This window comes from Nocardiopsis sp. RV163, assembly GCF_001029525.1.
In the GTDB taxonomy this organism is placed as follows: domain Bacteria; phylum Actinomycetota; class Actinomycetes; order Streptosporangiales; family Streptosporangiaceae; genus Nocardiopsis; species Nocardiopsis dassonvillei.
Map to the genome: position 1 here is coordinate 24,408 of NZ_LEKI01000015.1, position 12,053 is coordinate 36,460.

At 73.2% G+C, this 12,053-nt stretch carries 10 protein-coding genes; 7 read left to right on the forward strand and 3 right to left on the reverse strand.

All coding sequences use genetic code 11. The features are described from left to right. Nucleotides 1-155 precede the first annotated feature (155 nt). Both ABD54_RS04925 and ABD54_RS04930 read left to right on the forward strand, forming a co-directional pair. Nucleotides 156-575 (forward strand): SdpI family protein, encoded by a 420-nt coding sequence (locus ABD54_RS04925; RefSeq protein WP_053063544.1) that lies wholly within the window; start codon nucleotides 156-158, stop codon nucleotides 573-575. Nucleotides 576-728: 153 nt separating this feature from the next. Further along, nucleotides 729-1,142 carry a thiol-disulfide oxidoreductase DCC family protein gene (locus ABD54_RS04930; RefSeq protein ID WP_047868233.1) on the forward strand — a complete coding sequence of 138 codons (414 nt, stop codon included), beginning with the start codon at nucleotides 729-731 and terminating at the stop codon, nucleotides 1,140-1,142. A gap of 74 nt (nucleotides 1,143-1,216) precedes the next feature. Here the strand turns inward: ABD54_RS04930 and ABD54_RS04935 are convergent, their stop codons facing one another. Further along, the gene (locus ABD54_RS04935) at nucleotides 1,217-2,101 is read right to left on the reverse strand and encodes a hypothetical protein (protein WP_047868234.1); all 885 of its coding nucleotides are present in this window, start codon (nucleotides 2,099-2,101) and stop codon (nucleotides 1,217-1,219) included. Nucleotides 2,102-2,175: 74 nt separating this feature from the next. Here ABD54_RS04935 and ABD54_RS04940 point away from each other — a divergent pair, with 74 nt between their 5' ends. Next, nucleotides 2,176-2,583: a hypothetical protein gene (locus tag ABD54_RS04940; protein ID WP_047868235.1), complete on the forward strand. Its 408-nt coding sequence runs from the start codon at nucleotides 2,176-2,178 to the stop codon at nucleotides 2,581-2,583. Between the two features lie 46 nt (nucleotides 2,584-2,629). Here ABD54_RS04940 and ABD54_RS04945 read toward each other — a convergent pair whose 3' ends face one another. Beyond that, entirely contained in the window at nucleotides 2,630-4,435 is a 1,806-nt protein-coding gene (locus ABD54_RS04945; RefSeq protein WP_047868236.1) for a hypothetical protein, read from the reverse strand. Nucleotides 4,436-4,746: 311 nt separating this feature from the next. On the opposite strand from ABD54_RS04945, the gene ABD54_RS04950 reads away from it, so the two are divergent. Further along, complete coding sequence (locus tag ABD54_RS04950) at nucleotides 4,747-6,171, forward strand: aldehyde dehydrogenase family protein (RefSeq protein WP_047868237.1); 1,425 nt, start codon at nucleotides 4,747-4,749, stop codon at nucleotides 6,169-6,171. 84 nt (nucleotides 6,172-6,255) lie between these two features. Here the strand turns inward: ABD54_RS04950 and ABD54_RS04955 are convergent, their stop codons facing one another. After that, nucleotides 6,256-7,311: a serine protease gene (locus tag ABD54_RS04955; protein ID WP_047868257.1), complete on the reverse strand. Its 1,056-nt coding sequence runs from the start codon at nucleotides 7,309-7,311 to the stop codon at nucleotides 6,256-6,258. A 397-nt stretch (nucleotides 7,312-7,708) separates the two neighbouring features. On the opposite strand from ABD54_RS04955, the gene dxr reads away from it, so the two are divergent. From dxr to ispG, 3 genes are all read left to right on the forward strand, one after another. Next, nucleotides 7,709-8,929, forward strand: a complete 1,221-nt coding sequence (gene dxr / locus ABD54_RS04960; protein WP_047868238.1) for a 1-deoxy-D-xylulose-5-phosphate reductoisomerase — start codon at nucleotides 7,709-7,711, stop codon at nucleotides 8,927-8,929. 21 nt (nucleotides 8,930-8,950) lie between these two features. Further along, on the forward strand, nucleotides 8,951-10,306 hold the full coding sequence (locus ABD54_RS04965; protein ID WP_047868239.1) for an RIP metalloprotease: 1,356 nt from the start codon (nucleotides 8,951-8,953) through the stop codon (nucleotides 10,304-10,306). Nucleotides 10,307-10,666: 360 nt separating this feature from the next. Further along, nucleotides 10,667-11,824 (forward strand): flavodoxin-dependent (E)-4-hydroxy-3-methylbut-2-enyl-diphosphate synthase, encoded by a 1,158-nt coding sequence (gene ispG, locus ABD54_RS04970; protein WP_047868240.1) that lies wholly within the window; start codon nucleotides 10,667-10,669, stop codon nucleotides 11,822-11,824. Nucleotides 11,825-12,053 lie beyond the last annotated feature (229 nt).

A 12,053-nucleotide genomic window follows, 5' to 3' on the forward strand; every position in this document is an offset into this window, starting at 1 on the left:
GTCGACCGGTACCCCGTCGCGTCGGTCCTCACTCGGCGTCCCCGCCCCGGCGAAGGTCCCGGCGGCTCCCGGAGACGGCGTGGTTATCGTGGAACACCCGTCACCCGCCGGAACGGGAAACCCACGTTCCCGGCGCTCCGATGGAAGGATCCCCCTTGCCGCCGTTCCTCGCAGACGCCGTGTCCGACAGCACCGAACCCCTGACCGGCTGGACCATGGTCCTGATCATGGCGCTCCTGGCGGTCGCCCCGGTGGTCCTGATCGCTTCGGGCTGTCTGGGAGCTCGTGGGCTGATCAGGCCCAACCTGCTGTTCGGTATCCGCACGACCTACACCCTCTCCGGCGACGAGGCCTGGTACACCGTGCACGCCCTGGCCGGGCACTGGACGATCGCCTCCGGGGCGGTCATGGCACTGTCCGTCGTCCTGACCCCCTTCTTCGCAGACGACATCCGTCTCCAGGCGGCCGCGATGCTGGCGCCGATGGGCGCGGGCCTGGTGCTGCTGCTCCTGGGTGTGCGGCGCGCGGAACGGACCGCGCGGGCCCGGGCGGCCCGCGACACCGGCGCGCACTGAAAAGCGTGCGGCGGGGCGCCGCGCACGCGGGCGGCTGTGCGGTCGCTCACGCAGGGGCGCGAAGCCCCGGATGGGCGCGTCCCGTGCGCGGCGGGCGGCGGGAACTTCCGCCGGAACCGGGAGAGGACGCCCGCGCGCGGGCACGATGACGGTATGAGGCCTTCGCTGAACACCGTCCCCGGCACCGGGGCGTTCCTGTACGACCGCGACTGCGGTTTCTGCAAGCGCTCGGTGGTCTTCGCCCGCGACCGGCTGCGCGCCCGCAGCAGCTTCGTGGCCTGGCAGGACTTCGACCTGGACTCCGCGGGGCTGACACCGGAGCAGACCGGCGCCAGCGCCTGGTTCGTGTACGCGGACGGGCGCCGCTTCTCGGGCGGCGACGCCGTCGCCGAACTCCTGCTGCACGGGCGCCCGCTCACCCGGCCGCTGGGCCGCTTGGCGCGCCTTCCGCTGCTGCGAGCGCTCAACCGGGCCGCCTACCGCTGGGTGGCCGCCAACCGCCACCGCATCCCCCTCTCCGGGGGAGCCCCCTCCTGCGGCCTCGGCCCCCCGCCACAGGGCGGGTGATCCGGCGCACCCGTGGCCGGTGGCCGGTCGGCGGCCGCCTCCGCGCCGACCGAGCGTCCGGCCGACCGCGGACTTCAGGCCGCGCGCAGGGCCCGGCACACCTCCAGCAGCCGCCCGCGCAGCACCGCGCCGCGCTCGGCGAACCCCCGCTGCGCCTCCATGTACTCCGCCTTTCCCCCGGCGGTCTCGATCCGCACCGGCGCGTACCCCCACGCCGCCAGGTCGTAGGGGGAGGCGCGCATGTCCAGCGTCCGGATCTCCCGCGAGAGTTCGAAGCAGTCCACCACCAGCTCCGAGGGCACCGCCGGGGTCAGCTTGTACGCCCACTTGTACAGGTCCATGTTGGCGTGCAGACACCCCGGCTGGTCCAGTTCGTCCTGCCGCTCCCGGCTGGGCCGGAGCGTGTTGAGCGGGCGCGCGGCGTCGGTGAAGAACCGGAACGCGTCGAAGTGCGAGCACCGGATCCGGTGCGTCTCCACGACCCGGTCGGTGCCCTCCCGGCCCAGCCGCAGCGGCACCTGTCCGTGCCGCACCTCTCCGGCCCGGTACACCATCGCCCACTCGTGCAGCCCGAAGCAGCCCAGGTGGGCGGGGCGCCCGGCGACCGACGACAGCAGCCGCTCCACGAAGTCCAGCACCGGACGCGCCGCCAGGAACGCCGCGGTGTCCAGGCCCACCGCGCCCCCGGGCAGCGCGGTGTAGAACCGCTCGTCCAGGCGGGCGCGGGCGCCCTCGCCCAGCAGCACCGTCCCCGCGCCCGGGTGCCAGCGCCGCAGCTGCGCGGGCTTGAGGTTGTAGTAGGTGAACAGGAAGTCCTCCACCGGGTGGCGCACGCCCTCCCGGCGGCGCCGCAGGTGATCCCCGACCAGCGCGTCCACGCGGTCGCGGTGCCGCTCGGCGCGCTCGCGCCACCGCTCCTCGGTCAGGGCCGCCAGTGCCCGTGTGCTCGCTTCCGTCACGGCCCCCAGGGTACGCGCGCCTCGGGATCCCCCGCCCCCGCGTCACGTCGCACGCGTTCTTGTACGCTCCGGCGATGGGCGTGCGCGACTATCTGGTCGAGGGCGTCTCCGGCACCGGCAAGACCTCGGTCCGCGCGGAACCGCGGCGGCGCGAGCACCATCTCCGGCACGTCGACAGGGTCAGGTCCCCGGCCGCCGACCGGGGCAGCGCGGTGGCGTTCTTCTGCGGCGGTTCCAGGAACTTCCCGGAGTTCGTCGACCTCTTCGCCGGCGTGTTCGTCCCGGAGATCGACCCGGGGACGCTGCGCCGTCGGCTCGACGGGCGACCGGAGGGGGAGTGGGGCGGCAGGCAGGCCGAACGGGACCTCATCGCGCGCCTGCACCGGACGAAGGAGGACGTTCCCCGGGAAGGTACGGTCGTCGACGCCACCAGGCCGCTCGCGCGCGTCGTCGACGAGATCCTGCGCCTCACCGGGGGGTAGACCCCTCGCGGCGCGGTCCGGATCCGGTCCGCCCGCCCGGGTGGGCTCAGTTCGACTGCTGCACGGGCAGGTGGCGGCCCAGGTAGCCGATGTACACGCGGTTCGTGGTGCCCGGCCCCAGGTGGGGGTAGAAGTACAGCCGCGGACAGATCCCGTACTCGATGTCGAGCTTGATGTGCGCGTACATGGGCAGCCGCCCGCTCGGCTCCACCTCCTCGGGAACCCGGAACAGGCGCTTGTCGTTGAGCTTGCCCCGGTTGCGCACGTGGTCCGACTCCTGCGAGGCCAACCGCTTGATGGGGATCACCTGGTACCCGTCCGGGGTCTCGCGCAGGTAGGAGTGGAAGCCCAGTCCGGTGCCGGGATTGTCGAACTGGTAGCGCGCGTAGTCGTTGAGGGCCAGCAGCGCCTCCCACGCGCGGGTGACCCACAGGGACTCCTTGCGGCTGTCGGACAACTCGTAGACCGTGGCGTCCTCGATGGTGAAGTACAGGTGCGGCAGGACCGAGTCGTCGGTGATCCGATCCAGCAGTTCGCGCACGCTTACCGGGGGCCGCCGCTGCGGGTCGATCGGCGCGGGCGCCGCGGCCAACCGGAACAGCCCGGCTTCGCGCGCCTGCTCGCGCAGCCATCGGGCCTCGTAGCGGGCGGCGCGCGCCTGTTCGCGGGCGGTGTCGAGCTCCTCGCTCAGGTCGGCGGTCTCGGCCAGGAGTCCGTGGCGCTCCTCGGACAGCTCGCTGACCCGCGCGCCGAGGCGGGTGACCTCCTCCCGCAGCCGCTGGGCCTGCTGTTCCAGGGCCTCGCGCTCCAGCGCCGAGGCGGTCCCGGCGGACCCGGCCCCGCCCTGCGCCGCCTGGTGCACGGCGGCCGCGCCCCGGGCCGCCGGCAAGCTCACCCGCGGCCGCGCCGTGCCGGGCCCGGACCGCCGCAGGTCGTCGGTCTCCTCCTCCAGCAGCGCGTCCACGGCCTGGAGCGGATCGGGCAGGCTCACCTCCAGCGCGTTGTCGCGCACCCGCCGCGAGAGGGCGGCGCCCACCCAGTTGCGGATGCGCTCGCCGTCGCGCGCCGTGTCCAGCGTGGCCGGGCTCATCCTGGGGTGGCGTGCGGCGTCCGCCTCGTCGTGCGGGTCCACCCCGGGTAAGAAGGTGCGCACCCCGCCGGGCGGGACGTCCAGGCCCGGCGGCAGGAGCGCGCCGACGCGCTCCAGGGCGGCGTCGTCGAGCACGTACCCCGAGCACATGCCGGTGCAGCGCGCCAGCGCCCCGGCCATGGCCCCGCGCCAGTCGGCTACGGTCACGTCGCGGGGCGAACCGGTGGCCACCACCGCCATGCGCCGCAGGGGGTCGCGGATCGTGTCCACGAGCGTGTCCACGAGGTCGTCGTCGCGCCCGCGCACGATCCGGGGCGCGGGCGGCATCGGGTGGCCGCCGTCGTGGCCGTGCACCGCCTCCAGGAGCATGCGCGCGGCCTCGGGCGGCATGACGTCCAGCCGGGGCTGCTCGGAGCCCTCACCCGCCGGGGAGGGGGTTACGGTCATGTCGATCCACACGTACCGCCACGGGGACAGCGCCGGGTCCACGACAGTGGTGGCGACCGTCCGCCACACGCCGTCCGTCTTGTCGGACTCGGTGGTCAGTCGCAGGAAGGACAGGCCCTCGTCGGGGTTGTCGTGCCGCACGACCAGGGCGCGGGAGCGGTTGCTCAGCTCGTGGCGCCCCGACGCGGAGAAGTCCACGCGCGCGCCCGAGTTGCCGCGCTTGCTCAACCACCGCGACAGGATCGTCGAGGTGACGGCGACCAGATCGCCGTCGTGCTCCGGGACCGCGACGAGCGTGCGGTAGACAAGCGGCAATGGGCACTCCCGGGATCCCGTCGGCGGTGGCGGACCCGAGGGTCCGGCCGAACGCGCTGGCAGCGCACTCCTCACCACTGTGGACGAAGGAGATCGCCGGCGCCAGTCGGCCGACCAAAGATCCCCGGTCAGGCTGTCTGATCCTCAGACGATACCGCCCGTCACCCCTGTGTACACCCCCCGCTGTCGCCCCTGTTCGGAGCGCGGAGCCGTGTACGCGACTTTCTTGCGCCACTGTGGCCAACTCCCGAGTCCGTATTGGCAACGGTGGACAAGGCGTGCCGGGAGAAGGGGGCACTAGCGTCACGGGCATGTCTACGCGTCCGTTCTGGCTGGCCGGCACCGCCGCGACCGGCGACACCGAGATCACCCTCGTCAACCCCTACACCGGCGAGGACGCGGGCACCGTCTCCGTGCCCACCGCCGAGCAGATCGAGGAGGCGGTGGCGGCCGCGCACGCGGTCGCCACCGATGCCGCCGCCCTGCCCGCCCACGTGCGGGCCGACGCCCTCGACCACGTCTCCCGGCGCATCGGCGAGCGTGCGGAGGAGATCGCCCGCACCATCACGGCCGAGAGCGGCAAGCCGATCAAGTGGGCCCGCGCCGAGGCCGGACGCGCCGTGTCCGTGTTCCGCTGGGCGGCCGAGGAGGCCCGCCGCGACAGCGGTGAGCTCCAGCGCCTGGACACCGACCCGGGCGGCACCGGCCGCATGGCCCTGGTACGCCGAGTCCCCAAGGGGCCGGTCCTGGGCATCTCGCCGTTCAACTTCCCCCTCAACCTCGTCGCCCACAAGGTCGCCCCGGCCATCGCCGTCGGCGCGCCCATCATCCTCAAGCCAGCCCCCGCCACCCCGATGACCGCCCTGATCCTGGGCGAGATCATCGCCGAGACCGACCTGCCCGGCGGCATGGTGTCCGTGCTGCCGATGCCCAACGACCGCGCCGCCCCCCTCATCACCGACGAGCGCCTGCCCGTCATCTCCTTCACCGGCGGCCCCTTCGGCTGGCAGCTGCCCCGCCTGGCCCCGCACAAGCACGTCACCCTGGAACTGGGCGGCAACGCCGCCGCCGTGGTGCTCGCCGACGCCGACCTGGACTGGGCGGCCCAGCGGGTGGCCCTGTTCGGCAACAACCAGGCCGGACAGGTGTGCATCGGCGTGCAGCGCGTCATCGTCGAGGACGCCGTGTACGACGAGTTCGTCCCACGCCTGGTGGAGCGGGTGGAGGCCCTCGGCGTGGGCGACCCCGCCGACCCGGCCACCGACGTGGGCCCGCTGGTGGACGAGGCCGCGGCCGAGCGCGTGGCCTCCTGGATCGACGAGGCCGTCACCGCCGGGGCCAACCTCCTCACCGGCGGCACGCGCGACGGCGTGACCGTGGCGCCGACCGTGCTCGCCGAGGCCCCGGACGACTCCCGGGTGGTGCGTCAGGAGGTCTTCGGCCCGGTGCTGGTCCTCCAGCGCGCGGCCGACACCGACGCCGCCTTCGCCGCGGTCAACGACAGCGACTTCGGGCTCCAGGCGGGCGTGTTCACCCGCGACCTGCCCACCGCGTTCCGCGCCCACCGCGAGCTGGAGGTCGGCGGCGTGGTCATCGGCGACGTGCCCACGTTCCGGGCCGACCAGATGCCCTACGGCGGCGTCAAGGGGTCGGGTGCGGGCAAGGAGGGCGTGCGCGCCGCCATGACCGACCTGTCCTACGAGCGGGTCCTGGTTCTGACCGGAATCGACCTGTAGGACCGACGGGGGCCGCCCCGGACGCGGAACGAGCGGTGTCCCCCGCGCCACGGGGGCCGGGGGACACCGCTCGTCCGGCGGGTACTACAGCTGGGCGGCCTGCTCGTACAGTTCGCGTGCCTCCTGGCCGAGCCGGGGGCCGTACTGGACGCTGCGGTCGTCGGCGTACTTGAAGCTGACCACCGAGGTGATCGTGCCCCGGCCGGTGCCGGTGTCGAAACCGGCGAACCAGGGGCCGCCGCTGGAGCCCTGCGTCATGGAGCAGCGCACCCCGTTGGCCGTCGTGCCGCCGGTGTCGGGCTCGGTGCGGCCCGAGCAGTAGTGCAGGTGCCTGCCCTCGTACGGGGACGCCGACGGGTACCCGAACGTGTACACCTGCACCCCCTCGCGCACCTTGTCCTCGGTCCAGGCGTCGAACGCGATCCGCTGGGACCCCACCCGCTCCTGGACGGTGGCGCCCCCGTCGGGGTTGAGCACCACCATGGCGAAGTCGTAGCTGTCGTCCGCCCGGCGCGACCACTCGGGCGCCACCAGCAGGTCGCTGGCGGTGAACCGGCCGTAGGGGCTCTCCCCGTCCGCGTGGCCGGGCACGAATGTCCAGTTGCGCGCCCACGAGCCCCGGCCGTCCTTGGCGCAGTGCCCGGCGGTGACCACGGTGCTCCGGTTCGCCGAGTCCACCACCGACGCCGAGCACGTGAAGTCGCGCCCGTCCATGGTCAGGTAGACCTTGCCGGTGGTCCTGGTGACCAGTCCGCCCGAGGTCCAGCGCTCGCCCTCGCTGTCGGAGCGCGGCGCGGCCTGGCGCTCCACTCCCCCGTCCGGCGCCGTCCCGCCCTCGGCGGACGTGAGGACGTCCTCCACCAGGCCGGTGATGGGCTCGGCTGCGGCCATGCGCTCCTCGGTCCAGTAGTCCAGCACGGCCCGGTGCTGGTCGCCGGTCACGGCGCCGCTCTGGTGGGAGAGCCCCGTCACGTGCGACAGCGCCTCGCGGTCCTCCTGCGCGGGAACCGCGGGGGAGTGGATGGCCTGGGTGACGGCGGACGCGGGAGCCGGGAGCTGTCCGGCGAGGAAGAGGCCCCCGGCGGCGACCGCCGCGGCGGCGAGGGGGGCGAGAATCCTGTGTGCGGTGGACGAGGTCATGACGAGCATCCTCGCACACTTTCGGTAGTCAGATGGCTACTTTGAGTTTGTGTCGTGCGCGGCGGGGGAAGAAGGGGCCGCCTCCGGCGCGGGGGTGCGCCGGAGGCGGCCCGGGAGGGCGCCTCGCGGGGACCCTCCTGCCCGGTGTCCCCACCGGGCCGTGTTCGCGTCGCCTCGACGCGCCGTCCGGCGGACCGTTCCGACCGGGGGCAACTTACTCACGGGTTGAGCCAGGTCACCGGGCACCGGTTGTAAGGACCCGGTGACGCACGGTCCCGCCGCCGCCTGCGGTCGGCGCCCCGGGCCCGCGTTCCGCCCCGGTCTGTCCACAGGCCCCGTACTCCGCCCGGCGGATTGCGGAACAATGGGGAGTGTGCGAGAAGAACAGCGAACAGCAGTGATCCTCGGTTCCACCGGCTCGATCGGGACCCAGGCCATCGACATCGTCCAGCGCAACCCCCGACGCTTCCGCGTGGTGGGCCTGGCCGCGGGCGGCGGGCGCGTGGACCTGCTCGCCAAGCAGGCGGCCGAGCTCGACGTCCCGCTGGTCGCCGTCGCCGACCCCGACCGCGCGGGCGAACTCGCGCGCGCCCTCGCCGGGCACGGCAGCCGCGCTACCGTCCTGGCCGGGCCGGAGGGGGTCGCGGAGCTGGCCGGGAGCGAGTGCGACGTCGTCCTCAACGGCATCACCGGCGCCCTGGGCCTGGAGTCCACCCTCGCCGCGCTGCGCGCCGGGCGTACCCTGGCGCTGGCCAACAAGGAGTCCCTCATCATCGGCGGGCCGCTCGTGCGCGAACTCGCCCGGCCCGGCCAGATCATCCCGGTCGACTCCGAGCACTTCGCCATCGCCCAGTGCTTCCCCCACCTGCCCGAGGACGAACTCGCCAGCCTCGCGCAGGGCCACGTCCACGCCCGCCGCGACGAGGTGCGCCGCCTGGTCGTCACCGCCAGCGGCGGCCCCTTCCGCGGCCGGGGCCGCCGCGAACTGGCCTCGGTCACCCCCGCCGACGCCCTCGACCACCCCACGTGGAGCATGGGCCCGGTCATCACCGTCAACTCCGCCACCCTCGTCAACAAGGGGCTGGAGGTCATCGAGGCCAACCTGCTGTTCGACGTGCCCTTCGACCGGATCGAGGTGGTCGTCCACCCCCAGTCGGTCGTCCACTCCATGGTCGAGTACGTGGACGGCTCCACGATCGCCAAGGCCAGCCCGCCCAGCATGATGATCCCCATCGCCTACGGGCTCGGCGCGCCCGACCGCGTGCCCGACGCCGCGCCCGGCATGGACTGGACCCGCGCCCACACCTGGACCTTCGAGCCGCTGGACCACGAGGCCTTCCCCGCCGTCCGCCTGGCGTGCGAGGTCGGCGCCGCGGGCGGGACCGCGCCCGCGGTCTACAACGCGGCCAACGAGGAGGCGGTCGACGCCTTTCTCGGGGGAAACCTCGCGTTCCCGGCCATCATGGACACCGTCTCCCGGGTAGTCTCGGAGCACCAGCGAACAGAACGTGCCGGGGGAGCGTCCTCCCACAGAGGACACCTGAGCCTGGACGACGTGTACGCCGCTGACACCTGGGCCCGCACGCGTGCGCGCGAGCTGCTCGCGCGCCAGGCCTGACACCGCCCTGAGGAGAGATGCATGGTCGCCCTGTTGACCGTGGTCGGGATCGTCCTGTTCGTCTTCGGCCTGCTGTTCTCGATCGCCTGGCACGAGCTGGGACACATGGCCACGGCCAAGATGTTCGGGATCAAGTGCACCGAGTTCATGGTGGGCTTCGGCAAGACCCTGTGGTCCGTCCGCAGGGGCGAGACCGAGTACGGCGTCAAGGCGGTCCCGCTGGGCGGGTTCGTGCGCATGGTCGGCATGCTCCCGCCCTCGCGCCAGAGGGCCGACGACAGCTCCCGCAAGCTCTCGCGCTGGCGGGCCATGGCCGAGGACGCCCGCGAGGCGTCCTACGTCGAGCTGTCCCCCGAGGACCAGGACCGGCAGTTCTACCAGCGGGCCCCCTGGAAGCGCCTCATCGTGATGTTCGCCGGTCCGGGCATGAACGTCGTCCTGGCCGCGATCCTGCTCGCCGTGCTGTTCATGGGCATCGGGGTGCCGCAGAGCACCACCCAGATCGCCACGGTCAGCGAGTGCGTGGTCCCCGCGGGCAGCTCCGCCACCGACTGCGAGGACGCCCCGCCCACGCCCGCCGCCGAGGCCGGGATGCTGCCCGGCGACGTCATCGTCTCCGTCGGCGGCGAGTCCACCCCGGACTGGAGCACCGCCAACCGGCAGATCCGCGAGGCCATGGGCGACACGGAGATCGTGGTCGAGCGCGACGGCGAGCGGCTGCCGCTGAACGTCGACATCGTCGAGAACGAGCTCCCGGCCCGCGACGCCGAGGGCGAGTTCGTCTACGAGACCGACGCCGACGGCGAGCCCCTCTACGACGAGCAGGGTTACCGCGTCTACCAGACCGAGGTCGTGGGCTTCCTCGGCATCGTCTTCGCCACCGAGCGCGCCCCGCTCACCCTCGCCGAGTCCGCCGCCGAGATGGGCGGCATGATGGTCGGGGTCGGCGAGGCCCTCATCTCCCTGCCCGGCAAGGTGCCCGACGTGTTCGCCGCCGCGTTCCTCGGCGAGCAGCGCACCCAGGACTCCCCGGTGGGCATCGTCGGCATCTCCCGCATCGGCGGCGAGATCATGGCCCAGGGCCTGCCCGTGGCCGACACGGCCGCGATCATGATCCAGATCCTGGCCGGGGTGAACCTCTTCCTGTTCGCCTTCAACCTGGTGCCCATCCTGCCGCTGGACGGCGGTCACATGGCCGGTGCCATCTGGGAGTGGATCAAGCGCGGCTGGGCCAGGCTCTTCCGCAGACCCGAGCCCGCCCCGGTGGACGTGGCGATGCTGACACCGGTGGCCTACGTGGTCGTGGCCTGCTTCCTGGTGTTCAGCGTGGTCCTGCTCGTGGCCGACCTGTTCAACCCGGTCAGGCTCTTCGGCTGACCCCCGGTCCCGGCGGCCCTCCGGCCGCCGGGACGGGGTTCCGCCCGCCCGGTCGGTCCGGCGCGCCGGACCGACCGGGCGGGATCCTTCCCGTCCACCGCCGCGGTGAACGCCCGACGGGCGGCGGACACCCCCGCGGCGCCGGGCGTTCACCCCGGTATCCCCGGTCCGCGTCCCGTGCCGGGCACGCCCCCGGGTACGGGTAACCTGGGGGCGCGATCCGGGAACGACGGCGTGGCCAAGGCCGCCGGACACGGTGATCCCCGGACGCGGACCCGCGCGCTGCGCCGGACACCCAATTCCCGAAACGGACGAATCAAGTGCCGCCCCCTCCTCGGCGGCAGACGAGGTGAATCAAGCGTGACCGTCGATCTCGGTATTCCCGCCGCACCGCCGCGCCCGCTCGCGACCCGGCGCAAGACGCGGCAGATCATGGTCGGGAACGTTCCCGTCGGTGGGGACGCCCCGGTGTCCGTGCAGTCGATGACGACCACCCGTACCTCCGACATCAACGCGACCCTCCAGCAGATCGCGGAGCTGACCGCCGCGGGCTGCCAGATCGTCCGCGTGGCCGTGCCGACCAACGACGACGCCGACGCCCTGGCGATCATCGCCAAGAAGTCGCAGATCCCGGTGATCGCCGACATCCACTTCCAGCCCAAGTACGTGTTCCAGGCGATCGACGCCGGCTGCGCGGCCGTGCGCGTCAACCCGGGCAACATCAAGAAGTTCGACGACAAGGTCGCCGAGATCGCCAAGGCTGCCGGTGAGGCCGGGACGCCTATCCGCATCGGCGTCAACGCCGGTTCGCTGGACAAGCGGCTGCTCCAGAAGTACGGCAAGGCCACGCCGGAGGCCCTGGTCGAGTCGGCGCTGTGGGAGTGCTCGCTGTTCGAGGAGCACGGCTTCCGCGACATCAAGATCTCGGTCAAGCACAACGACCCCGTGGTCATGGTCAACGCCTACCGTCAGCTCTCCGAGGCCTGCGACTACCCGCTGCACCTGGGCGTGACCGAGGCCGGTCCCGCCTTCCAGGGCACCATCAAGTCCGCGGTGGCCTTCGGCGCGCTGCTCTCGGAGGGCATCGGCGACACCATCCGCGTGTCCCTGTCCGCGCCCCCCGCCGAGGAGGTCAAGGTCGGCAACCAGATCCTGGAGTCGCTCGGGCTGCGCGAGCGCGGCCTGGAGATCGTCTCCTGCCCGAGTTGCGGCCGGGCCCAGGTGGACGTGTACACGCTCGCCGAGGAGGTCACCGCGGGTCTGGAGGGCATGGAGGTTCCGCTGCGCGTGGCCGTCATGGGCTGCGTCGTCAACGGCCCCGGCGAGGCCCGCGACGCCGACTTGGGCGTGGCCTCCGGCAACGGCAAGGGCCAGATCTTCGTCAAGGGCGAGGTCATCAAGACCGTGCCCGAGTCCAAGATCGTGGAGACCCTCATCGAGGAGGCCATGCGCATCGCCGAGGAGATGGGCGAGTCCGACGCCGAGCCGGGCGCGCCCACGGTCTCAGTGGCGGGCTGAGCCCACCGCCGCCTCCGACGGCCGCGCCGACCCCTTCGAGGGCTGGCGCGGCCGTTCGCGTGCGCGGTGCAGTTGACCAGGACCTGCTTCCGGTCCGCCCGGCCCCGCGGCGCCGGAGCAGCGGACCCGGACCTGCGGCCCGCCCTCCTGCCGCGGCCGCACGCGGCCCCGCGCCAAGCCCGGGGCTTGGCCGCGCGCTCCTGACCAGCCTGTTCTCTGTCCGACGCGG

Excerpts from the sequence above, each read along its gene's own strand:
- ABD54_RS04955 (WP_047868257.1), bottom strand. The coding sequence starts at position 7,311 with ATGACCTCGTCCACCGCACACAGGATTCTCGCCCCCCTCGCCGCCGCG.
- ABD54_RS04965 (WP_047868239.1), top strand. The coding sequence starts at position 8,951 with ATGGTCGCCCTGTTGACCGTGGTCGGGATCGTCCTGTTCGTCTTCGGC.
- ABD54_RS04940 (WP_047868235.1), top strand. The coding sequence starts at position 2,176 with ATGGGCGTGCGCGACTATCTGGTCGAGGGCGTCTCCGGCACCGGCAAG.
- ABD54_RS04930 (WP_047868233.1), top strand. The coding sequence starts at position 729 with ATGAGGCCTTCGCTGAACACCGTCCCCGGCACCGGGGCGTTCCTGTAC.
- ABD54_RS04950 (WP_047868237.1), top strand. The coding sequence starts at position 4,747 with ATGTCTACGCGTCCGTTCTGGCTGGCCGGCACCGCCGCGACCGGCGAC.